Origin of the sequence: Mesorhizobium salmacidum (SeqCode), from assembly GCF_037179605.1 — a bacterium.
GTDB lineage: Bacteria > Pseudomonadota > Alphaproteobacteria > Rhizobiales > Rhizobiaceae > Mesorhizobium > Mesorhizobium salmacidum.
Map to the genome: position 1 here is coordinate 304,056 of NZ_JAPYKS010000003.1, position 24,852 is coordinate 328,907.

A 24,852-nucleotide genomic window follows, 5' to 3' on the forward strand; every position below is an offset into this window, starting at 1 on the left:
ACCTCATCGGATGCGGTACTCAAAGCGCTTTGGAGAGGAAAGATGCCTGTTAAAGCCGTTGTCTGGGGCGAGAACGTCCATGAACAGACCAATGCCGCCGTGCGCGACCTCTATCCCTTGGGCATGCACGGTACCATCGCCGCCGCGCTCAACCAGGACAAGCGAATCGAAGCGACCACCGCCACCTTGCAGGAACCCGAGCACGGCCTGAGCGACACGCGCCTGGCGGCCACCGACGTGCTGCTATGGTGGGGCCATGCCGCCCATGGCGAGGTCAAGGACGAGATCGTCGAGCGCGTCCAGAAGCGGGTCTGGGAAGGCATGGGGCTGATCGTGCTTCATTCCGGCCACTACTCGAAGATTTTCAAGCGGCTGATGGGCACGCCCTGTTCGCTGAAATGGCGCGAGGCGGGCGAGCGCGAGCGTGTCTGGGCGATCAATCGCGGCCACCCGATCGCGCAAGGCATCGGCGAATGCCTGGAGATCGGCGAGACGGAAATGTATGGCGAGCCGTTCGCGGTGCCGGAGCCGCTGGAGACGGTGTTTATCTCCTGGTACGAGGGCGGCGAGGTGTTCCGCTCCGGCCTGACCTATCAGCGGGGAGCGGGAAAAATCTTCTATTTCTCACCGGGCCACGAGACCTATCCGATCTATCACAATGAAGGCGTGCAGCAGGTGCTGCGCAACGCCGTGCACTGGGCGCACAACCCGGCCCCGGCATGGTCCGGCATCACCAGCGCGCCGAATGTGCCGACGGACAAGGCCAAGGAGAAGATCGTCCAGAAAGGCCTGCGCCTGCATGCCGACGGTGAGAAGGGGCTGAGCTGATGCATCGCCTGCTTTTGCTCGGCACCGGCTGGATCGCGGCACATCATATCGAGGAGTTCGGTCAGGTTCCGAGCTGTACCATCGTCGCTTGCGTCGATCATCTGCCGGGCCGCGCGGCGGCCTTCGCCGCCGCCAACAAAATAGCCAATTTCTTCGAAAGCCTCGAAGCTGCGATCGCGTGGGGCGAGTTCGATGCCGCCATCAACGCGACGCCGGACCAAGTCCACAAGGCGACGACGCTCGCCTTGCTGGCCGCCGGGAAACATGTGTTCTGCGAGAAGCCACTGGCGCCGAACCATGCCGATGCGCTTGCGATGAGCGAAGCCGCCGAGGCGGCCGGGCTCGTCAACATGGTCAACCTGACCTATCGCAACAGGCCGGTGATCCACGAGGCGCGGCGCATGGTGGAGGCCGGCGAGATCGGCGAACTGCGCCATGTCGAGGCGAACTACCGGCAAAGCTGGCTGGTCAGCAAGTTCTGGGGTGACTGGCGGGTCGACGACAAATGGCTGTGGCGCCTGTCGAGCCGGCACGGTTCGACGGGTGTTCTGGGCGATGTCGGCATCCATATCCTCGACTTCGCGACCTATGGCGCGGCCCAGGATATCGTCTCGCTGCATGCCGATCTGGTGACGTTTCCGAAGGCGGAGGGCGACCGCATCGGTGACTATGTGCTCGACGTCAATGACAGCTTGGCGATAACGGCGCGGCTCAGCTCAGGCGCGCTGGCCACGATCATGGCCAGCCGCTACACGACGGGCCATGGCAATGATTTGTCACTGGCCCTGCACGGCACCAAGGGCGCGATCAAGGTCGAGACCGACGGCAAGGTTTCGCGGCTGTCGGCCTGCCTGGGTGACGACGTCGATCAGCACCGTTGGCGGATGCTGACGCCGCCTGACGTCAAGCACAATGCCCGGCGCTTCGCCGATGCGCTGGACACGGGACGGAACGGCGATCCGTCGTTCCGGCGCGCCGCCGACATGCAGAAGCTGATCGACGCGGCCTTCGAAAGTTCAGCGGCCAAGCTGCCGGTCTCGATCGCCTGAAATCACCATCTGGCCGGCTGAGCCGGCCAGACTTTCGGAAAATCTCAGTAGGCGCTCGGCATAATCCACGGGTTCACCGTGATCCCGAGCCTGGGACCCTTGCCGTCGGTCGTGGCTCCCGTGGAAGCTTTCTTGTCGACAGATCCGGTCGAAGCGCAATCGAGCTTCACATTGGTCTTGGTGTCGACGCAGGTCGCTGCAGTCGGGTGCTTGATCGCATGGGTGGTGGTGTTGGCGGCAAAGGCCGAACCCGAAAGCGCCAGGACGGCGGCGAGGGCGAGGAGTGTCTTTTTCATGGTCAGTCTCCGTGTTCGACGGGGTGAATTTGTTCCGTACATGTACGTTGCTCTGTACAAATACGTCCGTCGATCGCGAAGTTCAAGAGAAATTGTACACGTACGGTAGACTTTTTGTTAACCAAGAAATCCGCCCCATTCTGGCTGGGAGAGGCGGTGAGGAAATCTGGAAAAACGAAGAGGTCGCGCTCAGCAGTTGACCGGTGTTTCGGTCAACGGCGGCACATCTTGCGTGCTGAGCGTGGCAAGGGTGAAATCGCACATCCGCTTCACGAAAGCCTGCGCGTCGCCGAAGGGATAGAAGGGGAATGTGATCAGCAGCGAGATCGTGCCATGGCCGACCGCCCACAGCATGGTGGCGATGGCGCGCGGATCGCCACGCAATTTGCCGGCGGCGACGCAGGCCTCGACCCTGCTGATCAGCACCTTCATCGCCGGGTTGCCTTCCTCCATGTCCTCGTAGCTCCTGCCTTCCGGCAGCTTGGTCTTTTCGGTCATGAAGACAGTGCGGTATTCATTGGGATTGCCGAGCCCGAAGGCCGCATATTCGGTCATCACCGCCTGCAAGGCCTCGATCGGATCGTCGGACGGGTGCTCCTCGATGCGCCGGGCGAGCGTTTCAAATGCGTCCTCGGCCAGCGCGAAGAGGATGTCCTGCTTGTCGGCGAAGTAGGAATAGACCGACATCGGCGCATAGCCGACCCGCTTGGCCAGCTTGCGGATGGTCAGGCCTTCATAGCCTTCTTCCTGGACGAGCTTGTGTGCGGCCGCGACAAGCTCCGAGCGCAGTTCGGCCTTTTGTTTCTCGCGGCGTTTCTGGACGCTCAGCGGCAAGTCCGTTGCCCTTGTCTGGTTGGTGCCTTGGCTAAATTATATACGCTGTACGGAAACGAACAAGGGCGCCGCGGGTTCCCAAGCGGCAGGCGTCAGAAGCGACCCATGACGTCTCCCCACTACGACTGCTTTTCGATCAGTTCGGCGGCGAAGTGCGAGAGCAGTTTCACCGCCTCGCCATAGGTTCTGGCCTTTTCCGGATTGGAAGCGTTGCCGTCGAGCGCCCGCTTGTAGACGCCCTGGCAGATTGCAGCCAGGCGAAAGAAGGAGAAGGCGAGGAAGAACGTCCAGTTGCCGATGCCGGTCAGCCCACGTCGCCGGCAATAGGCGGCGACATAGTCTTCCTCGGAAGGCAGGCCTAGTGCCGAGCGATCGATGCCGCCCAGGCCGCGAAAGCCGGATGCATGCGGCAGGCGCCATTGCATGCATTGATAGGCGATGTCGGCGAAGGGGTGGCCTGATGTCGACAATTCCCAGTCGAGCACCGCCAGTACCCTCGGCTGGTCCGGCGCGAAGATCAGATTGTCCAGCCGATAGTCGCCATGCACCAGCGAGGCCCTGATATCATCGGTCGGCATATCCATCTCCAGCCAGGCAATCAGCTGATCCATGTCGGCAATGGTGCCGGTTTCGGAGGCACGGTACTGGCTGGTCCAGCGTGCCAGCTGCCGCTCGAAGTAATTGCCGGGGCGGCCGAAATCGCTGAGACCCACGGCCTCGACATCGACATCGTGCAGGGCAGCAAGTGTGGCGTTCATGGCATCGTAGATCGCGGCGCGCTCATCGTTGCCGCGCACCACAGGCAGCGCCGGATCCCAGAAGATGCGGCCATCGAGGAAATCCATGACGTAGAACATACGGCCGATCGGCGAGCCCTCTGCCGACAGATGCAGCATTTTGGGCACCGGCACGGCGGTGCCCGAAAGCGCCTCCATCACCCGGAATTCGCGGTCGACCTGGTGCGCCGATTTCAAGAGTTGGCCTGGCGGCTTGGCGCGCAGCACGTAACGGCCGCTTGCCGCTGTCAGGAGATAGGTCGGATTGGATTGGCCGGATTTGAATTTTTCGATTGCCGCGAGCCCGGAAAAGCCCGGGATGTGCGCCTCGAGGTAAGGCGCAAGCGCCGCCTGATCGAGCGCGTTCGGGTCGCTCATACCGTCTCGGGCTGACGTTCAAGTAAGGTCAGCGTCAGCCAGCGGGCGGTCAGCGCCGGCTTTTTGGAACCTTCGATCTCGATGGTCACGTCATGCGCCGTCTGCACCCAGCCCGATGGCCTGACCTTGACGTCGGCCAGCACGAAACGGGTGCGGATGCGCGCGCCGGTCTTCACCGGCGCCAGGAAGCGCAGCGAATCGAAGCCATGGTTGACACCCATCTTGCCGTTTTCCAGCGGCGGCATGGTCTCGAACGTCATCGCCGACAACAGCGACAGCGACAGGAAGCCGTGCGCGATGGTGCCACCGAACGGCGTTTCGCGCTTGGCCCGCTCCGGATCGCAGTGGATGAACTGGTGATCGTCGGTGGCGTCGGCGAACTGGTCGATCATGCGTTGCGTGACCACGCGCCAGGGCGAAACGCCGACCTCCTTGCCGACACTGGCCAGAAGCACATCGAGACTGATCGGTTCCACGCTCATGTCCTCCTGTTTCACTCCCGGCTTCTGCGGCCGGAAAATGTCATTCCTTGAATAAGGTCAACCCATGCTGCACCGCCTGCCCGCCGTCGATCGGCAGGATGGCGCCGGTGACATAGCTGCCTGCACGGCTGCACAAATAGAGCGTTGCGCCGGCAATGTCATCCGGCGTGCCGATGCGGCCGATCGGGACATGGCCGCCGACATGCCTGGCCTGTTCGTCCGTGCCGGTGGCGAATGCGGTCATGCGGCTCTGGAATGGGCCTGGTGCGAAGGCGTTGACGGTGATGCGGCGGCCAGCGAATTCGAACGCCAGCGTGCGTGTCAGATGATGCACGGCGGCCTTGGAGGCGGTGTAGGAATAGGCATCGTCGGCCAGCGGCTGCGTGCCCATCACCGATCCCAGATTGATCACCCGGGCCGGATCGGCTTCGCTTGCGGCAGCATCAAGCAGCGGCAGCAATTCGCGTGTCAGATGGAAGACCGCGGTGACATTGACGCCGAACACCTTGGCCCAGGCGTGATAGGGAAAGCTCTCCAGCGGCGCACCCCAGGACACGCCGGCATTGTTGACCAGAATATGCAGTCTTTCGGTCCGTGCCTTGACCTCGCCGACCAGGGCGGCAATGCCAGCCTCGCTCGAAACGTCGGCGGCAAAGCCTTCCGCCCGGCCCGGGGCGCCAAGTCCGTTCAACTCGCTGGCGACCTTGATGCAATCCTCGCCCTTGCGCGAGGCGATCATGACGCTAGCGCCGGCCTTGACCAGCGCGGTTGCCGCCATGCGGCCGATGCCGGTCGCCGCTCCCGTTACCAGCGCGGTCTTGCCGGCAACCGAAAACAGCTCATCCAGATAGCTCATCCAAATTCTCCGCGCCTTCGCCCGCGGGCAAAACAGTTCGCGTTGACAAGGCTATCCGAAGTACGGTCATCCTTGCCACGGATAAAATGCCCGGCCTGCATGAAGGGTTAGCGACCGATGACGCAGATGAATCTCGGCATGACCGAGCGGCTGAAGCCGATCCACGCACGCGTCGCGGCCATGGTGCGCGACGAGATCATGCCGCTCGACAAGGAGTTCCTGGGCGAAGTCGGCAAGGCCGGCGACCGCTGCGTCTACAGCAAACGCCAGAGCGAGATCCTCGAAGGGCTGAAGAAGACCGCACGGGAGCGCGGCCTGTGGAACTTCTGGTTGACCGGCTCGGAACGTGGCTACGGCCTGTCCACTGTCGAATACGCCTATCTGGCCGAGGAGATGGGCAAGGCGCATCTCGGCGCCGAAACATTCAACTGCTCGGCACCGGACACCGGCAATATGGAGGTTCTGGAACGCTACGGCTCGGCCGAGCACAAACGGGAATGGCTCGAGCCGTTGCTGGACGGAAAAATCCGCTCGGCCTATCTGATGACGGAGCCGGATGTCGCTTCCTCCGACGCCACCAACATTTCCATGCGCTGCGGGCGGCAGGGCGGCGACTATGTGCTCAACGGCGAGAAATGGTGGGCGTCGGGCGCCGGCGATCCGCGCTGCGCCATCTACATCGTCATGGTGCGGACCGGCGGCGATGACGAGCCGCAGCACCGCCGCCACTCGATGGTCCTGGTACCCTCGGTCACGAAAGGCGTGACCAAGGTCCGCGCCATGCAGGTCTATGGCGACGATGACGCGCCGCATGGCCATATGCATCTTCGCTTCGACAATGTCCGGGTACCGGCCTCGAACCTGATCCTGAGCGAGGGCAGGGGCTTCGAGATCGCGCAAGGCCGGCTCGGCCCCGGCCGCATCCATCACTGCATGCGCGCCATCGGCCAGGCCGAGATGGCGCTGGAGATGCTGTGCGAGCGTTCCGTGCGCCGCGAGGCCTTCGGCCAGAAGCTGGCGAAGCTTGGCGCCAATTTCGACATCATCGCCGAATGCCGCATGGAGATCGAGATGGCCCGCCTGCTCTGCCTCAAGGCGGCATGGATGATCGACCAGGGAGACGCGCGGGCCGCCGCTCCCTGGATCAGCCAGATCAAAGTCGTCGCGCCACGCGTGGCGCTCAAGGTCACCGACGAGGCGGTGCAGATGTTCGGCGCCCAGGGCATCAGCCAGGATACGCCACTGGCGCGCTCGTGGACGCATCTGAGGACGCTGCGCCTCGCCGACGGGCCTGACGCAGTCCATCGCCGCCAGGTGGCGCGTACGGAGTTGAAGAAATACACGCAGGAGAAGCTCTGAGCGGCAGTTCGGCTGGCCATATACGGGTTTTCCTGCGGCAACCAAGGAGTGTCAGTGATGACCATCCCCTCCGAAATGAAGGCGCTGCTCTTGGTCGGTGACGGCTATACCAGGACGCCGAGCGGCAGTGCGCTCGAGGCGATGAAGCCCTATCTCGAGCCGGGCAGCATCGCAGTGCCTGCGCCCGGACCGAGCCAGGCGCTGATCAAGGTCAGTCTGGCTTCGATCAATCCATCGGATGTCGCCTTCATCAAGGGCCAGTATGGCCAGCCTCGCGCCAAGGGTCAGCCGGCGGGCTTCGAGGGCGTCGGCACGGTCGTCGCGGGGGGCGAGGAGGCCTATCCCAACAGCCTCGTCGGCAAGCGTGTCGCTTTCGCCACTGGTCTCAGCAATTGGGGCTCGTGGGCCGAATATGCCGTCGCCGAGGCGGCGGCCTGCATTCCGCTGCTCGATACGGTGCGCGACGAGGACGGCGCCGCGATGATCGTCAACCCGCTGACCGCGATCGCCATGTTCGACATCGTCAAACAGGAAGGCGAGAAGGCCTTCGTCATGACCGCCGGCGCCAGCCAGCTCTGCAAGCTGATCATCGGCCTTGCCAGCGAGGAAGGGTTCCGGCCTGTTGTCACCGTGCGCCGCGACGAGCAGATCGCCATGCTTAAAGAGCTTGGCGCGGCGCATGTCCTCAACGAGAAGGCGCCGGATTTCGAGGCCACGCTGTGCGAGGTGATGAAGGCCGAACAGCCGCGCATCTTCCTCGATGCTGTCACGGGCCCGCTGGCTTCAGCCATCTTCAATGCAATGCCGAAACGGGCGCGCTGGATCATCTATGGCCGGCTCGATCCCGAGGCCACGGTCATCCGCGAACCCGGCCAACTGATCTTCCAGCACAAGCACATAGAGGGCTTCTGGCTGAGCGAATGGATGCGGCAATCCAGGGATCGGCGTGGTCCGGCGATCCTCGAGGCGCAGAAGCGTTTTTCCGATGGACGCTGGTCGACCGACGTGACGGCGGTCATTCCGCTGGCCGAGGCAATGGCACGCGTGCCGGCGGAACTGGCCAAGCGCAACGGCAAGGTCTTCATCCGGCCTTAAAGCGGTGACCTTGCTCTCGACGCTCGACACAATCACGTGTCCGGCGCTATCGGAACGGCCGGATCGCCGTTTGCGCCATTGTGCCCCCCTATGCCTGGTCGCTTTGTCCGTGATATGCCGCCGCCATCGAATGCCGGGACGACGCCAGGCTGAGGCGTCTTCCGCGATGGCGTGCGGGGTGTATTGATGACGATTTCCAAGCCGGTTTTCGACCGTTTGGGGCTGGGCATGTGGGTCGGGGCATTCCTGGTCGTTCTCGGCCTGGTGCTATGGTCGCCCCACACGCGCACGGTGATGCAGGCCTACGGATATGGCAGCGAGGCATTCCTCAGCGGTCAGCCGCTGTACAATCTCCAGTCGGAGATGGGCTATCTCTACGCGCCGGCCTTTGCTGCGCTCTACGTGCCGGTGCTGAAGCTTGGACCGTATCTGGGCGGCGTGGTGTGGCATGCGGTGGGCTTCGCGGCGCTCACCTTCGCGGCGATGCGGCAAGTGCGCAAAATCGGCGGCGGGGAATTGCCGTGGCTGCTTTCCTTCGGGCTCTTCCTTGCCCTGCCGATGGCGCTGGGTGCGATCCGCAACGGCCAGGCGACGATCCTCTTGACCGGCGCCTGCTGGCTCCTGACCCTGTCGGCGCTCGAAGGGCGGCGCGCCGAGACCTTCTTCTGGGCTTCGGTCGCCATCATTGCCAAACCGACCGCGATCATCATGCTTTTGCTGGTGGGAGCCCTGCGCCTGCGGCTGATACCCGTGCTCGTGCTGGCGGTGCTGTTCGTGCTCGCCCTACCGTATGCCTTCGCACCTGCCGGCTATCTCAACGCGCAGTACGGTGATTTCGCCCGCATGCTGACCTCGATGGCCGTCGACCAGTCCGGCCACTTTGTCCCCACCGACTTCACGGCGCCTTTCACCTCGGCAGGAGTGCCCATGCCTGAATTCGCCGCCACGATCGCGCGCGTCGTCGTGGCACTGCTTACGCTATCGATCGTCCTCTGGTTCGACCGCAAGCTCCAGCCTGGGATGGCCGGACTGGCGATCTTCCTGACGGCCGCCTTCTACATGTGCGTCTTCAATCCGCGCGTCGAGCCAAATACCTATGCCATGATCGCCGTGCCTGCCGGTCTCGCTATCGCCACACTGTGGCGGGAGGAGCGTGGTGGCGTCTTGGCTTCGGTGCTGTCGACGGTATTGTTCCTCACAGGTTTGACCAGCGTCGAGCGCCACATGCATAATTTCTTCTACCCTTGGTTCCGGCCGCTCGCGGTCACCTTCATCGCCTGTTCGCTGATCTGGTGGTTCTGGGCCAAGGCGCGTGACAAGGCGGTGAATGTCGGACCCGTTGCACATGGCTGAGTCGCGGCAGAAACTCGATATCGTAGCGCCCTTCTTCAACGAGGCGCAGTCAGCGTCGGCCTTTGCCGGGCTGCTCGAGAGGCTCGAGAAAGCGGTATCAAGCCGTTTCGGCATGGCCGTCCATAAGATCCTGATCGACGATGGCAGTCGCGACGATGGCGCCGAGCGGTTTTCGCTGGCGCTGTCGGGTTCCTGGGAGGTCGTGCGACTCAGCCGCAATTTCGGCAAGGAGGTCGCGGTGCTCGCCGGCCTCGACCATTCGCGCGGCGACATGGTGCTGATCATGGACTCCGACCTTCAGCATTCCATGGATGTCAGCCTGCAGATGATTGCCGAGTTGGTGGAACACCCCGATATCGACGTCGTCTACGCCCAGAACGACCGGCGCGAGGCCAGTTGGCGGCGCAGCCAGCTGGCGAAGCTGTTCTATAGCCTGATCAACAGCAGCCAGCGTTTCGATATCCCCGAGAATGCGGGAGACTTTCGCGTCATGCGCGGTACCGTGGCGCGCGCGCTGACAAGCTTGCGCGACAAGCGGCGCTTCAACAAGGGCCTGTTCGCCTGGGCCGGCTTCCGCCAGAAAGCCATACCCTATTCGCCGGAAAATCGTGCCATCGGCACATCGAAATGGAGCCGGCTCAACCTGATCGCCTTTTCGCTGGAAGGCTTTACGTCGTTTTCCGTCATCCCGCTGCGCATCATCAGTCTGAGCGGCATGCTGGCGGCGCTGGCGGGCGTCGTTTACGGCGCCAAGGTGTTCTTCGAAGTGATGTTCTACGGCATTGCAGTGCCTGGCTATCCCAGCCTGATGGTCGCCGTCGTCCTGCTCGGTGGCCTCAACCTCACCCTCCTTGGCCTGATCGGCGAATATGTCTGGGTCACGCTGTCGGAGAGCAAGGACCGTCCGGTGTATATCGTGCGCGATGTCGTGCGCAGCGACGTTTCGGACGGCGCCGCGGTAGCGTCCCGCGGATGACGCGGCGCATTCGCCTGATCGCCGATGACTACGGCCTGGCGCCAGGGGTTTGCGCCGGGATTCTCGACCTGCTCGACCGGCGACGCCTGACCGGCACCAGCTGCATGACCGGTTTTCCGGAATGGGCTGGGGCAGCGGCGCGTATAAGGCCACTGTGCGGTCACGCGGCGATCGGACTGCACCTAACCCTTACGGACCAGCCAGCCGTCACGGGCAAATCGAGCCTGGCGCCTGAGGGCCGGCTGCCGCCGCTTCGTTCGCTGGCCCTGCCGGTCTTGCGCAGCCGGATCGATGAGCGCGACGTTCATGCCGAACTCGGCGCGCAATATAGTCATTTCGTCGAGGCGCTGGGCCGCAAGCCCGACTTCATCGATGGACATCAGCACGTGCATTTCCTGCCCGTCGTGCGCGGATGGCTGCGGGCGAATTTTCGTGAAGCTGCGGGCAGGCCGGTGTTGCGCGGCGCTCCCGCGCTGGGTGATGCCGCCGTCGCACCGAAGATCGCGGCAATCGCTGCCGTGGCCGCCGGCTTCAACCAATCGATGCAGCGCGCCGGCTTTGCTGTTTGGAGGCCGCTCGCCGGCATCTATGACTGGCGGCAACCCGAAAAATTTGCCCCATTGCTGGAGGCTGCGGTCGAAGCGCTGCCGGACCATGGACTGTTCATGTGCCACCCCGGCCATGTCGACGAAACACTGTGCGCGCGCGATCCGATGCAAAGCGTGCGCGAAGTGGAATTTGGGGTTCTGGCCTCGGATGCGTTCGGCGCGCGCCTAGCCCGCGCCGGTGTCGAGATCATGGACGGCATGGGATGAGCGGCGGCAAACAGCCCCAGCGTTCGACCGGCAGCAAGATCGTCCGTTTTGCGCTTGTCGGACTGGCGAACACGGCCATCGATCTTGCCGGCTTTTCCCTGCTGCTCAAGCTGCACGTCCCGCCGCTGTCCGCCAATGTCGTCTCGTGGTCGATCGCCGTGATCTTCTCTTTCGTGGCGAATGGCTTCTGGTCGTTCGAGCGCAATCACGCCATCCGGCTGCATGACGCCTTCCTGCGGTTCGTCACGGCCGGGGCGTTGATTTCGCTCGGCGTTTCCAGCCTGTCGATCGCACTCTTCGCCGGTATCACGGGTGTGTGGCCGGCAAAGATCGGCGGCGTCATCGTAGCGGCTGTGTTGAACTTCCTTGCCGCCCGCTGGTCGATCGAAGGCCGGCTGCTGAAATAACTATCTCTATTGCGCCGGTTCCACATTGGTGTAGACGGCTTCCTCGAGTTCGCGCTTCAGCCGTGCTTCCTCGTGGGTCTTCGGGGTGACGAAGCGGCCAAGCAGGAGATAGGCGACCGGTGTCAGGAACAGCGTCGAGACGGTCGCCAGGCCAAGCCCGCCGACGATGACCCAGCCGAGCGCCACGCGTGCCTCTGCGCCCGCGCCGGCGGCCAGCACAAGCGGCACACCGCCGAGAATTGTGCAGATCATCGTCATCATCACCGGCCGCAGGCGGATGGTGGAGGCCTGCTCGATCGCTTCGCGCACGCCGAGGCCCCGATCACGCAGCTGGTTGGCGAATTCGACGATCAGGATGCCGTTCTTGGCCATGACGCCGACCAGAAGCACCAGGCCGATCTGGCTGTAGGCGTTGAGGCTGGTGCCCGAGAGCAGCAAGGCGAAAACGGCGCAGGCAAGGCCGAGCGGCACCGTCGCCATGATGATGACGGCGCTGACGAAACTCTCGAACTGGGCGGCCAGCACCAAGAGGATGATGACCAGCGCGAAGCCGAAGATGGTGACCATTGCGCTGTTGGTTTCGCCCAAAGTCGCGGCCTCGGCCAGCGGCAGGATGCGGCTGCCGGGCGGCAGAAGCGGCGCGGCGATCTCCTGCGCGCGTGTCAGCGCGTCCCCAAGAGCGAAATTGCCTGAGAGGTTCGAGGTAATCGCCACCGAAGGCTGCTGCTGTTCGCGCGAGAGCGACGGCGGCACGGCGCGCTCGGTCAGCGTGGCGATGGTCGACATCGGCACGAAGCGGCCGTCCGCCGTCTTGAGGAAGACATTTTCCAGATCGGTCGGGTCGTTGATCGGGTTGGTGGTCGAGACCAGCTTCACGCCATAGCTACGGTCGGCGATGTAAACATCGACGACGTCGTTGCCGTCGAGCATGGCTTGCATGGTGTTGGCGAGCCCGGTGATGTCGATGCCGAGATCGGAAGCGCGCTCGCGGTCGATGGCCACGGCGAGCTGCGGCTGCGTCGGGTCGATCGACAGGCGGGGCGTCTGGAATCGCGGATCCTTCTGCATCTCCGCGATGATCTTGACCGCCGCGTCGCCAAGCGCCTTGCGGTCGTTGCCGACCAGCGCGAATTGCAGGCCATTGCCGGCGCCGCGGATGCCGAGGCTGTTGGGCTGGACCGGGAAGATGCGCACGCTGGGCACCTGCCTGGTCAACTGGCTGATCTCGGCCATGATCTCCTGCTGGCTGCGGCTGCGCTCGCCCCACGGCGCCAGCGTCATCACCATGAAACCGGAGTTGTAGGAGCCGTTCTGGCCGGCGTTTTCGAAGGTCGAGCGGATCTCGCCGGAATCGCGCATGGGCTGGATCAGGCGCTCGATTCTCTGCATCTGCTGCGTCGTATAATCGAGGCTGACGCCTTGCGGGGCGTTGATGCGCAACAGCACGGCGGCGCGGTCCTCGGTTGGCGTCAGCTCCTGGCGGATGGTGCCGAACAGCGCAAACGCGATGCCGGCAAACAGCACCGCGACCAGAACCACGATCCACGGCGCGTCGAGACATGCATGGAGGGCGCGCTTGTAGCCGGCATTCAGGACGCCGCCGATGCGTGCGCCAATGCCGTGACCGCCTTCGTGGTGGAGGGACGCGCTGGTCAGCATGCGTGAGGCAAGCATTGGACAAAGCGTCAGTGCCACCACGCAGGACAGAAGCACCGACATCGCAAGCACGAAGCCGAATTCGCGGAATAGGCCGCCGGTCTGGCCCGGCAGGAACGAGATCGGCACGAAGACGGCGACCAGAGTCAGCGTCGTGGCGACGACGGCGAAGAACACTTCCTGTGCACCGAGCACGGCGGCCGCGCGCGGGCCCATGCCTTCGTTGCGCCGTCGCACGATGTTTTCCAGCACCACGATGGCGTCATCGACGACAAGGCCGGTGGCCAGCACCAAAGCAAGCAGCGTCAGGATGTTGACGGAGAAGCCGGCCAGATAGATGGCGGCTATGGTGCCGATCATGGCGACCGGCATCGATAGGCCCGGGATGAGCGTGGCGCGCCAGTCGAGCAGGAAGACATAAATCACGATCAGCACCATGGTGACCGACAGGCCAAGCGCGATCTCGACCTCGTGCACCGCACCCTTGACGAAGACAGCGTCGTCGCTGGTGATCTTGATCGACATGCCCTTGGGCAGGTTCTCCTGCAGCTTGGCGACGGCGGCCTGGACGCCGGTCGAAATGTCCAGCGTGTTGGATTCCGCCTGCCGGATGATGCCGATGCCGATGCCCGTCTTGCCGTCCGAACGCAGCGCCGTCTGGCCGACATCGGGGCCGAGCGTGACGGTCGCGACATCGCGGATGCGCGTCGTGCCGCCGATGATGATGTTCTCGAATTCCTCAGGCGTCGTTACGTCGGCCGTGGTGCGGACGATCAGGTCCTGGTTTGTCGTGGTGATCGACCCGGCCGGGGAATCGAAGGCGACGGAGGCAAGCGCCGCCCTGAGGTCGGCGACCGTGAAGCCAAGGCTGGCCAGCTTGTTCTGGTCGACATCGATGCGGAAGATCTTGTCGCGGTCGCCATAGACCTGGACGTCGGCGACACCGGGCACGGCGGCCAGTTCGTCCTCGATCTGGTCCTGGACCACGACCGTCATGTCCTGGATCGACATGGTGTCGGAGGTCACCGCCAGGCGCATCACCGCGTCGGAATTGGCGTCGGCCTTGACGATGCGCGGCGGATCGGCCGTGTCCGGCATCTGGTTGGCGACGCGGCCGACCGCGTCACGCACGTCCGAGGCGGCGACGTTGAGATCGACCCCGTCGTTGAACTCGATGGTGACACGGCTCGAGCCGAAGGAGGAGGATGACGAGATCGACTTGACACCGGAGACGCGGGCGACGGCGCCCTCGATCGTGTCGGTCAATTCGCGATCGACGGTTTCGGCGGCGGCCCCTTCGAAGGTGGTCGAGACCGTGACGACGGCACGGTCGACGTCGGGTAATTCGCGGATCTCGACACCGTAAAAGGCAGCGAGGCCGGCAACGGCAATAAGGGTGTTCAGCACGAAGGCCATGACCGGCCTGCGGATGAACAGCGCGGTGAAGCCGGTGTCGCTGGAGGCGTCGGCGGGGCCGGTCATAAGCCTTCCGCGGCGTTGGCGGCGCGCTGGTCCTGGCCGGCGATGCGAACCTCGCCGCCTTCGCTGACACCTTGGGTGCCTTCGGTGACCACCATGTCGCCGCAGTCGATCTTCGCGTCGATCAATACGGTCTCGATGTTGCGCTGGATGATGCGAACCGGCAACCGCCTGGCCTTGCCGTCCTCGACCTGCCAGACATAGGCGCCCTCCGATCCCCACAGGATCGCCAGCGGGCTGACGGCCGGATAGGTCTCGCCGGTGAATTTCATGGTGATGGAGAACGACATGCCGGCGCGCAGCGAATCGGCCGGGTTGGCGATCTTCGCCTTGACCAGCAGGGTGCGGCTCTTTTCGTCGATGTGGTTGTCGATCGCCGACACCGTTCCGGTATAGGCGTTGCTCGGATTGGCGATCGGCGTCGCCGTCAATTGCGCGCCGACCTTGACAGCGGCCGCGAAGCGCTCGGGCACCTGGAAATCGACCAGGATCGAGGAGCGGTCGTCAAGCGTGGCGATCGCCGACTGGTTGGTCACATAGTTGCCGGCCGAGATCGGCAGGATGCCGACGGTACCGGCGATCGGCGCCAGGATCGAGCGGCGCTGCAGCGCAAGCTCGGCATCCTGAAGCGCCAGCTTGGCGCCGGCCAGCACCACTTCGGCATCGGCGACCGCGACCGGTGTGGCGGCGTTTGAGGCACGCAACGACTTGACGCGGTCGAGCTTGGACTGGGCATCCTGCAAAGCGAGCTTGGCCCGGTTCTGGGCGATGATCTCCGTGTCGGAATCGAGCGAGGCGATGATCTGCCCCTTATCGACATGGCTGCCGGTTTCGACCAGCAGTTCGGCAAGGCGGCCGGAACTATAGGGATTGACGGTCACCGAGGCGTTGGCGCGGCCGGTGCCGATCGCCTGCAGGCGGTCGTTGATCGTGGCCATGCTGGCTGGCGACGCGACGATCGTGGCAATCCGGGTGCGCTCCGTCTGCCGGGCGCCAGCCGCTGCGGTGTCCTTTGCTGGAGGCGTCGCGCCATACGCCCAGTCAATCCCCCAGCGTGACAGCACTTCGGGAGCGCCGGGGTAGAAACGCGCCCACGCAGCCACGGCGGCGACCACGATCACAAGTGCAAGGACAATCTGTTTCCAGCTCGACATCGATACTCCAGCGGCAACAATCGTCCGCTGGGTTCCAGGTGGAAGCGGATGCAGCGACGATGCGGGCTGGCGGCAACAACCGGCCACGCCACACCCCGATATCATCGGTTTATGGCAATTATCACGCAATCGTGCACATTAAATCTCGGTAACGTGAATTCGGGACGCTGTAGCGGAGCCGATGCGATGCCCCGGGAGATCTGCTTATCGCAGGCCTTCCATCTCGCGGATGCGCCGGGCGCCGTCGGCCTCGAGTTGTCTTGTGACGGCGCCGATCAGCGTTTCGGCGACGACAAAAAGCGCCGCCGAGGAGTCCCATGCGGAAGGCACTGCGGTTCGTCCGGCGATGACGTGGCGGGCAAAGCGGGCGATCGGCGACAGCCACTGGTCGGTGAACAGCACGATCTGCACGCCGCGCTGATGCGCTTTTTCGGCGAAGCGGAGGAGGCTGCCTTGGTAGCGCCTGATGTCGAAGATCACCAGCACGTCGCGCTTGCCCATGTCGATCAGCCTGTCGCGCCACATGCTCTCCTGGCCGGCGAGGTGAAAGACATCGGGCTGGATGACGGTCAGATGGGCTGCCATGTAGCGCGCCAGCGGATCGGTGAAGCGGCCGCCGATGAGGAAGGTCTTGCCGCGCCGCTCGGCCAGCCTGGTGGCAATGTCGGCAAGCTGCCTGTCGGATAGATGCCTGAAGGTCTCGCGCATGTTGTCGAGCGTCGCTTCCAGCATGGGCGACACCGTGCCGCCATTGGGCGAGGGCGGATTGAGCGTTCGTATCGCCGGCGACTGCAATTGCGCCGCCAGTTCGTCCTGCAGACTCGACTGGAACTCGGGATAGTTCTGGAAGCCGAGCCGGGCGACAAAACGCAGGATCGTCGGCGAGGAGACGCCGGCCGCGGATGAGAATTCGGCGACCGTCTTCAGGCCGATCATCGGATAGTTCGCGATCAGCGTCTGCGCCGCTCGCCGTTCGCCGGCGGGCATCGCGCCGATACGGTCGGCGATCAATTCGGCAATGTTGGAAATCATCTTCTCCCACCCTGGCCGTCGACGGTCTTTTCCCCAGATCGCATTTGACAAAGCCAAACAAACTGTATGAAATCATCCGTAGGGACGCAATGAGGCAAAATACGTAACATACGATACAGCGCTCCCCGGGGACGGCAGACTATGGAGAAAGCACGGCCCGCCAGCCTTGCATCGTCTGATACCGTGCGGGTGATGAACCCCGGCGGATCGAGCCCTTTCGTACTGACCTGCGACCACGCTTCCAATTTCCTGCCGACCGAATTCGGCACGCTCGGCCTCGCCGCCGAGGACCTGACGCGCCACATCGCCTGGGATCCCGGTGCGCTGCCGGTTGCGTCGCGGATGGCGCAGGCACTCGATGCCACGTTGGTCGAAACCCGGATTTCGCGATTGGTCGTCGACTGCAATCGGTCGCTCGACGCGCCGGACCTGGTGCCGCAGGTCAGCGAAACGACAGCCATACCGGGCAATACCGGCCTGTCCGAGAAGCAGCTCGCGGCGCGGGTGGCCGTGTCATGGCAGCCATTTCACAGCACGATCGAGCGCATCGTCGAGGAGCGGCTGGCGCGCGGCCAGGAGACGCGGCTGGTCTCCGTCCATTCCTTCACGCCGGTCTACAAGTCCAAAAACCGGCCCTGGCACATCGGCATTATCCATGACGAGGATAGCCGCCTGGCGGCGCCGCTGATCGCGGCACTCAAGCGGCTTGCCGGCGTAACCGTCGGCGTCAACGAGCCCTATTCGCCGGCCGACCGCGTCTATTTCACGCTGGAACGGCACGCACGTTCGCGCGGCTTGCCCTGTGCGATGATCGAGATCCGCAACGACGAAATCTCCGGCGAGACCGGGCAGCGGAAATGGGCGGATCTGCTCACCGGCATTTTTTCCAATCTGGAGCCAGAGGAGGCCATGGGCTCCCGACAACGCGCAGTAGGAAAGTCAGTACTTTCGGCCAGCTAAGAAACAAAGAGGACTAACATGTCAGCGCAAGACTACACGGAAGTCGACAAGCACGAGGACCTAAAGGTTCTCCACGGAATGGGCTATGCCCAGGAATTGTCGCGAAGCATGAGTCGCTTCTCGAACTTCGCGATCTCGTTCTCGATCATCTGCATCCTTTCAGGCGGCATCAATTCCTTCGCCCAGGCCACGTCTTCGATCGGCGGCGCCGGTGCCGGCATCGGCTGGATCGTCGGTTGCGCCGTATCCGGTTTCTTTGCGCTCGCCATGGCACAGATCGCCTCGGCATTTCCGACAGCCGGCGGCCTTTATCACTGGGCCTCGATCCTTGGGAACCGCTTTACCGGCTGGCTGACCGCCTGGCTCAACCTGCTTGGCTTGATCACCGTGCTCGGCGCAATCAACATCGGGACCGCGTTCTTCTTCACCGGAACGTTCGGGAGCTGGTTCGGGATAACCGGGACTCCAGGAGAAATTGTCGGGTTCGTCGCTCTGATTACCGTGCTGCAGGCTTTGCTCAATCATTTCGGCATCAAGTTGACCGCCATGCTGACCGATGCTTCCGGCTTCATCATTCTCGCCACGACCGCAGTGTTGATCGTGGCCTGCCTTGTGTTTGCCCCGGCGATCGACGTCACGCGGCTGTGGACTTTCACCAATTATTCGGGTGACGCCGGCGGCGGCGTTTTCCCGCAGACCGACTCCATGAGCTATCTTTTCCTGCTTTGCCTGCTTTTGCCGGTCTACACCATCACCGGATATGATGCTTCGGCACATACGTCGGAAGAGACGCTGAAGGCTGCGCACTCGGTTCCGCGGGCGATCGTTTCGTCCGTGGTCTGGTCCTCGCTGATCGGCTGGGTGATGCTGTGCGCCATCGTTCTGGCGATCCCGGACCTGGCGGCGGGCGCCAAGCAAGGCTGGAACGTCTTTTTCGCCACCATGGACGCGATCTTGCCGGTTTGGTTGAAGGAACTGCTCTATCTGGGAATCCTGATCGCGCAGTTCCTCTGCGGTCTGGCCACGGTGACCTCGGCTTCGCGCATGCTTTTCGCCTTCTCTCGTGACGGCGGCATGCCGGTCGGCTCGGCCTCACTCGCCAAGGTCAATCCGACTTGGCGCACGCCGGTCAACGCCATCTGGACTGCTGCGATCCTCGAGATCATCTATGTCTTCCTTGCCCAGTTCATCTCGATCGGCGGCACGAACATCTATACCATCGTGGTCAACTCGACGCTGGTCTTCCTGTTCCTCTCCTTCATCATTCCGATCGTGCTCGGCATGATGGCTTTCGGAACGGCGAAGTGGCCGAGCCCCGGTCCATGGAATCTCGGCAGCGGCCTGTTCAAGCTGTTCTGCGCCCTGTCTGTCGTCGGCATGGCGATCATTTTCTACATTGCCGTCCAGCCGCCGAATGACAAGGTGCTCTACATCACCATCGGCTTTCTGTTGCTGACCGCTGTGCTCTGGTTCGGCTTCGAGAGCCGCCGCTTCCAAGGTCCGCCGATCGGTGACCAGATTGCCAAGCGCCAGGCCGCGATCAAGGCAGCGGAGCAGGCGGTCGGCGAAACCGGCCACTGACATCCGCCATCATGGCCATGGCCGGCATCGCGCCGGCCATGGTTTTGTTTCTCCCTTTCAACGACCAAGCACTGGAGTGCCAAAGGAATGGCCGGAAATTTCTCGTTCGATCAGTTGAAGAAAGCGGTCTCCAATGGCGAGATCGACACGGTGCTGGCCTGCATCGTCGACATGCAGGGCCGACTGGCGGGAAAACGGTTCCTGGCGCAATATTTCGTCGATTCCGCGCATGACGAGACGCATGGCTGCAACTATCTGCTGGCGGCCGACATCGATATGGAACCGGTGCCGGGTTACAAGGCGGCAAGCTGGTCGAAGGGCTATGGCGATTTCGTCATGAAGCCGGACCTGGCGACGCTGCGGCGCATTCCATGGCTGGAGAAGACGGCGCTGGTGATCTGCGACGTGCTCGACCACCACACCCATGACGACTTGCCGCATTCGCCGCGCGCCATCCTGAAGAAGCAGGTCAAGCGGCTGAGCGAGCGTGGCTATATCGGCTATTTCGCTTCCGAGCTCGAATTTTACCTGTTCAACGAGACCTACGATTCCGCCCGCAAGAAGCACTGGCAAGGTCTCGACACCGCTTCGCCCTACATCGGCGATTACCAGATCGGCATCACCACCAAGGAAGAAGGCGTCATGCGCCGGCTTCGCAACGAGATGGAAGCGGCCGGCATTCCGATCGAGAATTCCAAAGGCGAGTGGGGCCCGGGCCAGGAAGAGATCAATGTGCGCTATGCCGAAGCGCTCGACATGGCCGACCGCCACGTCATCCTGAAGAACGGCGCCAAGGAAATCGCCGAGTCCGAAGGCAAGGCGATCTCCTTTATGTCGAAGTACAATTACGGGCTCGCCGGCAATTCCAGCCACATCCACAACTCGCTGTGGAGCGCCGACGGCAAGACACCGCTGTTCTTCGACGAGAAGGCCAACTGGACCTTGTCGACGCTCGGCCAGCAATGGGCGGCCGGACAATTGAAATACGCCAAGGAATTCACCTGGTTCCTGGCGCCCTACATCAACTCCTACAAGCGCTTCCAGGCCGGCACCTTCGCGCCGACCAAGATCATGTGGAGCGAGGACAACCGCACCGCCGGCTTCCGCCTGTGCGGCGAGGGCACCAAGGGCATCCGCATGGAATGCCGCATCGGCGGCGCCGACCTCAATCCCTATCTCGCCTTCGCGGCGCTGATCGCGGCCGGCCTTGCCGGCATCGACGAGAAGCTGGAATTGCAGAAGCCTTTCGTCGGCGACGCCTATCAGGCTTCTCGTTTGCCGGAGATTCCGAAGACACTGCGCGATGCCACGGAGACGCTGGCCAAGTCGAAGATGCTGAAGCAGGCGCTCGGCGAGGATGTGCTCGAGCACTATGTCCACACGGCGAAGTGGGAACAGTTCGAATACGATCGCCGGATCACGGATTGGGAACTGCACAGAGGGTTCGAACGATATTAAACCAAGCCGCCGCTGCCCTCTCCGGCCATCGCTGGAATGGCGGCGGCGCAAATCAAGATTCATGAAGTGCGAGGACTGAACGAATGACCGAAACGGTCAAGTTAAAATCTCCCATCGACGGCTCGATCTACGCCGAGCGTCCGATCGCGACGGATCAGGCGATCAACGCCGCGGTCGAGCGCGCCAAAGCGGCGCAGGAGAAGTGGGCGCAGACGCCGATCGTAGAGCGCGGCAAGTGCATGCTGGCGATGCTGGAAGCGCTGGTCGCGATGACCGATGAGATCGTGCCGGAGATTGCCTGGCAGATGGGGCGACCGGTTCGCTATGGCGGCGAGTTCGGCGGCGTCAAGGAACGCACCAACTATATGGTCGAGATCGCCGAGCAGGCGCTCAAGTCGGTGCCGGCCTCCAACCCGAAGGACGGCTTCCGCCGCTATGTGAAGAAGGATCCGCTCGGCGTGGTCATGGTGATCGCGCCGTGGAACTATCCTTATCTCACCGCCGTCAACACCGTCGTACCGGCGCTGATGGCCGGCAACGCCGTTATCCTGAAACATGCGGCGCAGACATTGCTGGTCGGCGAGCGCTTCCAGCAGGCCTTCGACAAGGCTGGCCTGCCCAAGGGCGTGTTCCAGAACGTGGTTCTCAACCATGCCCAGACCGAAAAACTGCTGGGTTCGGGCAAGATCGACCATGTCAATTTCACCGGCTCGGTCGGCGGCGGCCGCGCCATCGAAAAGGCGGCGGCAGGCACCTTCATGACGCTTGGCCTGGAGCTTGGCGGCAAGGATCCGGCCTATGTGCTGCCCGATGCCAAGATGGACCATGCGGTCGCCAATCTGGTCGACGGCGCTTTCTTCAACTCCGGCCAGTGCTGCTGCGGTATCGAGCGCGTCTATGTGCACGAGAAGGTCTATGACGAGTTCGTCGAAGGCTTCATCGCCGAGACGAAGAATTATGTCGTCGGCAATCCTCTGGAGCAGGCGACGACGATGGGGCCGATGGCGCAGGCGCGTTTCGCCGACTTGATCCGCGAGCAGAAGGCCGAAGCGCTGCGTAAGGGTGCGGTGGCGCACATCAACATGAAGGTGGCTAACGACAAGGCCGGCTCGCCCTATCTGGCACCGGAGGTATTGACCGGAATCGACCACCAGATGAGCGTCATGCGCGAGGAAAGTTTTGGCCCGATCGTCGGCATCATGAAGGTGCGCAACGACGAAGAGGCGATCGCTTTGATGAACGACAGCGCCTATGGGCTGACCGCCTCGATCTGGACGCGCGACACCGAGCATGCGGTGGCGATCGGCGACCGGGTCGAGACTGGCACGGTGTTCATGAACCGCTGCGACTATCTCGATCCGGCGCTGGTCTGGACCGGTGTCAAGGACACCGGCAAGGGCGCCGGGTTGTCGGCCATCGGCTACGACAATCTGACGAGGCCGAAGTCATTCCACCTGCGCGAAGCCATCTGATTTTTGAAAGACAAGCAATGTCCAAGCTCATCTCCAAATGGAACTATCCCACCACCGTCCGCTTCGGCGCCGGGCGCATCAAGGAATTGCCGGAGGTGCTCGCGGCCACCGGCATCAAGCGGCCGCTTTTCGTGACCGATCCGGGCCTGGCGAAACTGCCGGTCGTCGCCTCGACACTCAGGATTCTCGATGAGGCCAAGGTGCCCTATGGCGTATTCTCCGAGGTGAAGCCGAACCCGGTGGATTCCAACCTCACCGCCGGCATCGCGGTGTTCAAGAAGGGCAAGCATGACGGCGTCATCGCTTTCGGCGGCGGCTCGGCGCTCGACCTCGGCAAGCTGATCGCTTTTCAGGCCGGCCAGACGCGGCCGGTCTGGGATTTCGAGGACGTCGGCGACTGGTGGACGCGCGCCGACTCCGATGCGATCGCCCCGATCATCGCCGTGCCGACCACTGCAGGCACCGGCTCGGAGGTCGGTCGCGCCGGTGTCATCACCAATGAGGCGACCCATACCAAGAAGGTCATCTTCCACCCGAAACTTTTGCCGGCGATCGTCATTGCCGATCCGGAACTGTCGGTCGGCATGCCGGGCTTCATCACCGCCGGTACCGGCATGGACGCGCTCGCCCATTGCCTCGAAGCCTATTGCGCACCAGGGTATCATCCCATGGCCGATGGCATTGCCGTGGAAGGCGTGCGCCTGGTGTTCGAGAACCTGCCGAAGGCTTATGCCAACGGTGGGGACCTCGTCGCCCGCGCCCATATGATGAGTGCAGCCGCCATGGGTGCTGCCGCCTTTCAGAAGGGACTGGGCGCCATCCACTCGCTGTCGCATCCGATCGGCGCGCTCTACGACACCCATCACGGTATGACCAATGCCGTGTTCATGCCTTACGTGCTGGCCTTCAACCGGGACTCCATCGAGGAGCGTATTGCCAGGCTTGCCGCCTATTGCGGCATCAAGGGCGGCTTCGACGGCTTCGCAAAGGCAATCATCAAACTGCGCAAGGAATTGAAGGTGCCGCACGCGCTGCCGGGCCTGATCAAGGGGCTCGACATGGACAAGAAGCGCAAGGCGCTGATCGCGGACATGGCGGTGGTCGATCCGACTGCCGGCGGCAATCCCGTCAAGCTGACCAAGAAGGCGGCGCTGACACTGCTCGAAAACGCTATCGCCGGGACGGTCTGAGGCTGGTTCCGGGGTGCGGAAGTTGATCGGGAAACGAGGGGAAAGGAAAGGGGAAGGGGCAATATAGGGCGTATTAATGATTAGCCGGAAAATTAAGTGATGGCTAATTGCTACAGCCCGTTAAAAAGAGTTAACTTTTCACACTGCGAGGCGCTGGTTTCACAAAGCTTTCATCTGGCTGTCACACGGAAACTATACCGCATCGCAGACGTCCAACGGCGTCAGTTCAATGGAGAGAACACATGTTCAAATTCACGGGGAAAGTACTTTCCCTTTCGGCCGCGACCCTCATGGTGTCGTCGGTGATTTCGTCCGCCGCTTCGATGGACGATCTCATCAAGGCCGCCAAATCCGAAGGCCAGCTCACCACGATCGCTTTGCCGCATGACTGGTGCGGCTACGGCGACGTCATTGCCGGTTTCAAGGCGAAATATCCGGAAATCACCGTCAACGAACTCAACCCCGACGCCGGTTCCGGCGATGAAGTCGAGGCGATCAAGGCCAACAAGGACAACAAGGGCCCGCAGGCTCCTGATGTCATCGACGTCGGCCTGTCCTTCGGCCCGACCGCCAAGGCCGACGGCCTGTTGATGCCCTACAAGGTGTCGACCTGGGACTCGATCCCGGACAGCGCCAAGGATGCCGATGGCGCCTGGTATGGCGATTATTACGGTGTGCTCGCCTTCGAAGTGAACAAGGATCTGGTCAAGGAAGCTCCGACCGACTGGGCCGACCTGCTGAAGCCGGAATTCGCCAACTCGGTCGCCCTTGCCGGTGATCCGCGCGCTTCGAACCAGGCCATTCAGGCCGTCTACGCCGCCGGCCTTTCCGGTGGTGCGGCAGCTGGCGAAGCCGCCGGCACCGCTGGCCTCGACTTCTTCAAGAAGCTCAACGCCGCCGGCAATTTCGTGCCGGTCATCGGCAAGACGGCGACGCTCGCCCAGGGCCAGACGCCGATCCTCGTCACCTGGGACTACAACGCGCTTTCGGGCCGCGACACGCTGAAGGGCAACCCGCCCGTCGACGTCATCGTGCCGAAGACCGGCGTTGTCGCCGGTGTATACGTGCAGGCGATCAGCGCTTTCGCGCCGCATCCGAATGCAGCCAAGCTGTGGATGGAATACCTCTATTCGGACGAGGGGCAGATCGGCTGGCTGAAAGGCTATTGCCACCCGATCCGCTTCAACGATCTTGCCAAGAACGGCAAGGTCCCGGCTGACGTGCTGGGCAAGCTGCCGCCGGCGGAATCCTATGCCGCCGCCGCGTTCCCGACGCTCGACCAACAGGGCAAGGCCAAGGAAGCCATCACCAAGAACTGGGACGCTGTCGTCGGCGCCAACGTCAAGTAACTTGAAATTCACCGGGC

22 protein-coding genes are annotated in these 24,852 nt (G+C 63.0%); 14 read left to right on the forward strand and 8 right to left on the reverse strand.

Annotated elements, in window-relative coordinates:
- The first annotated feature begins 42 nt into the window (after positions 1–42).
- Entirely contained in the window at positions 43–828 is a 786-nt protein-coding gene (locus O7A60_RS06090; protein ID WP_337105507.1) for a ThuA domain-containing protein, read from the forward strand.
- The gene (locus O7A60_RS06095) at positions 828–1,877 is read left to right on the forward strand and encodes a Gfo/Idh/MocA family protein (protein WP_337105508.1); all 1,050 of its coding nucleotides are present in this window, start codon (positions 828–830) and stop codon (positions 1,875–1,877) included. The genes O7A60_RS06090 and O7A60_RS06095 overlap by 1 nt, the downstream gene beginning before the upstream one ends.
- Positions 1,878–1,921: 44 nt before the next feature.
- On the opposite strand, the gene O7A60_RS06100 is transcribed toward O7A60_RS06095, so the two are convergent.
- The 5 genes from O7A60_RS06100 to O7A60_RS06120 all read right to left on the reverse strand — a co-directional run bounded on the left by O7A60_RS06100 (position 1,922) and on the right by O7A60_RS06120 (position 5,499).
- Positions 1,922–2,173: a DUF680 domain-containing protein gene (locus O7A60_RS06100; protein WP_337105509.1), complete on the reverse strand. Its 252-nt coding sequence runs from the start codon at positions 2,171–2,173 to the stop codon at positions 1,922–1,924.
- Between the two features lie 189 nt (positions 2,174–2,362).
- Complete coding sequence (locus O7A60_RS06105; protein ID WP_027142975.1) at positions 2,363–3,007, reverse strand: TetR/AcrR family transcriptional regulator; 645 nt, start codon at positions 3,005–3,007, stop codon at positions 2,363–2,365.
- 119 nt (positions 3,008–3,126) lie between these two features.
- Entirely contained in the window at positions 3,127–4,161 is a 1,035-nt protein-coding gene (locus O7A60_RS06110; protein ID WP_337105511.1) for a phosphotransferase, read from the reverse strand.
- Positions 4,158–4,643, reverse strand: coding sequence for a MaoC family dehydratase (locus O7A60_RS06115; RefSeq protein ID WP_280940097.1), 486 nt, complete (start codon positions 4,641–4,643; stop codon positions 4,158–4,160). Before O7A60_RS06115 ends, O7A60_RS06110 begins: the two co-directional genes overlap by 4 nt.
- Before the next feature lie 40 nt (positions 4,644–4,683).
- Positions 4,684–5,499, reverse strand: coding sequence for an SDR family oxidoreductase (locus tag O7A60_RS06120; RefSeq protein ID WP_337105512.1), 816 nt, complete (start codon positions 5,497–5,499; stop codon positions 4,684–4,686).
- 117 nt (positions 5,500–5,616) lie between these two features.
- On the opposite strand from O7A60_RS06120, the gene O7A60_RS06125 reads away from it, so the two are divergent.
- The 6 genes from O7A60_RS06125 (at position 5,617) to O7A60_RS06150 (ending at position 11,504) form a co-directional block, all read left to right on the forward strand.
- Positions 5,617–6,858: an acyl-CoA dehydrogenase family protein gene (locus tag O7A60_RS06125; RefSeq protein ID WP_337105514.1), complete on the forward strand. Its 1,242-nt coding sequence runs from the start codon at positions 5,617–5,619 to the stop codon at positions 6,856–6,858.
- A gap of 57 nt (positions 6,859–6,915) precedes the next feature.
- A complete protein-coding gene (locus O7A60_RS06130; protein WP_337105515.1) occupies positions 6,916–7,953 on the forward strand; it encodes a zinc-binding dehydrogenase in 1,038 nt (345 codons plus the stop codon).
- A gap of 186 nt (positions 7,954–8,139) precedes the next feature.
- Positions 8,140–9,306, forward strand: coding sequence for a glycosyltransferase family 87 protein (locus O7A60_RS06135; protein ID WP_337105516.1), 1,167 nt, complete (start codon positions 8,140–8,142; stop codon positions 9,304–9,306).
- Positions 9,299–10,282, forward strand: coding sequence for a glycosyltransferase family 2 protein (locus O7A60_RS06140; protein ID WP_337105517.1), 984 nt, complete (start codon positions 9,299–9,301; stop codon positions 10,280–10,282). The genes O7A60_RS06135 and O7A60_RS06140 overlap by 8 nt, the downstream gene beginning before the upstream one ends.
- A complete protein-coding gene (locus O7A60_RS06145; RefSeq protein WP_337105518.1) occupies positions 10,279–11,097 on the forward strand; it encodes a ChbG/HpnK family deacetylase in 819 nt (272 codons plus the stop codon). Before O7A60_RS06140 ends, O7A60_RS06145 begins: the two co-directional genes overlap by 4 nt.
- Positions 11,094–11,504, forward strand: a complete 411-nt coding sequence (locus tag O7A60_RS06150; protein ID WP_027142966.1) for a GtrA family protein — start codon at positions 11,094–11,096, stop codon at positions 11,502–11,504. The genes O7A60_RS06145 and O7A60_RS06150 overlap by 4 nt, the downstream gene beginning before the upstream one ends.
- Before the next feature lie 6 nt (positions 11,505–11,510).
- Here O7A60_RS06150 and O7A60_RS06155 read toward each other — a convergent pair whose 3' ends face one another.
- The 3 genes from O7A60_RS06155 to O7A60_RS06165 all read right to left on the reverse strand — a co-directional run bounded on the left by O7A60_RS06155 (position 11,511) and on the right by O7A60_RS06165 (position 16,825).
- Positions 11,511–14,642, reverse strand: coding sequence for an efflux RND transporter permease subunit (locus O7A60_RS06155; protein WP_337105519.1), 3,132 nt, complete (start codon positions 14,640–14,642; stop codon positions 11,511–11,513).
- On the reverse strand, positions 14,639–15,793 hold the full coding sequence (locus O7A60_RS06160) for an efflux RND transporter periplasmic adaptor subunit (RefSeq protein WP_337105520.1): 1,155 nt from the start codon (positions 15,791–15,793) through the stop codon (positions 14,639–14,641). Before O7A60_RS06160 ends, O7A60_RS06155 begins: the two co-directional genes overlap by 4 nt.
- A 204-nt stretch (positions 15,794–15,997) precedes the next feature.
- Positions 15,998–16,825, reverse strand: coding sequence for a MurR/RpiR family transcriptional regulator (locus O7A60_RS06165; protein WP_337105521.1), 828 nt, complete (start codon positions 16,823–16,825; stop codon positions 15,998–16,000).
- 141 nt (positions 16,826–16,966) lie between these two features.
- On the opposite strand from O7A60_RS06165, the gene O7A60_RS06170 reads away from it, so the two are divergent.
- The 6 genes from O7A60_RS06170 (at position 16,967) to O7A60_RS06195 (ending at position 24,835) form a co-directional block, all read left to right on the forward strand.
- Positions 16,967–17,785 (forward strand): N-formylglutamate amidohydrolase, encoded by an 819-nt coding sequence (locus O7A60_RS06170; protein WP_337105522.1) that lies wholly within the window; start codon positions 16,967–16,969, stop codon positions 17,783–17,785.
- 18 nt (positions 17,786–17,803) lie between these two features.
- A complete protein-coding gene (locus O7A60_RS06175; RefSeq protein ID WP_337105523.1) occupies positions 17,804–19,366 on the forward strand; it encodes an amino acid permease in 1,563 nt (520 codons plus the stop codon).
- A gap of 87 nt (positions 19,367–19,453) precedes the next feature.
- Positions 19,454–20,824, forward strand: a complete 1,371-nt coding sequence (locus tag O7A60_RS06180; protein ID WP_337105524.1) for a glutamine synthetase family protein — start codon at positions 19,454–19,456, stop codon at positions 20,822–20,824.
- 83 nt (positions 20,825–20,907) lie between these two features.
- Positions 20,908–22,296: an aldehyde dehydrogenase family protein gene (locus tag O7A60_RS06185; protein ID WP_337105525.1), complete on the forward strand. Its 1,389-nt coding sequence runs from the start codon at positions 20,908–20,910 to the stop codon at positions 22,294–22,296.
- Positions 22,297–22,313: 17 nt separating this feature from the next.
- A complete protein-coding gene (locus O7A60_RS06190) occupies positions 22,314–23,486 on the forward strand; it encodes an iron-containing alcohol dehydrogenase (RefSeq protein ID WP_027142958.1) in 1,173 nt (390 codons plus the stop codon).
- 242 nt (positions 23,487–23,728) lie between these two features.
- Positions 23,729–24,835 carry an ABC transporter substrate-binding protein gene (locus tag O7A60_RS06195; protein WP_337105526.1) on the forward strand — a complete coding sequence of 369 codons (1,107 nt, stop codon included), beginning with the start codon at positions 23,729–23,731 and terminating at the stop codon, positions 24,833–24,835.
- Positions 24,836–24,852 lie beyond the last annotated feature (17 nt).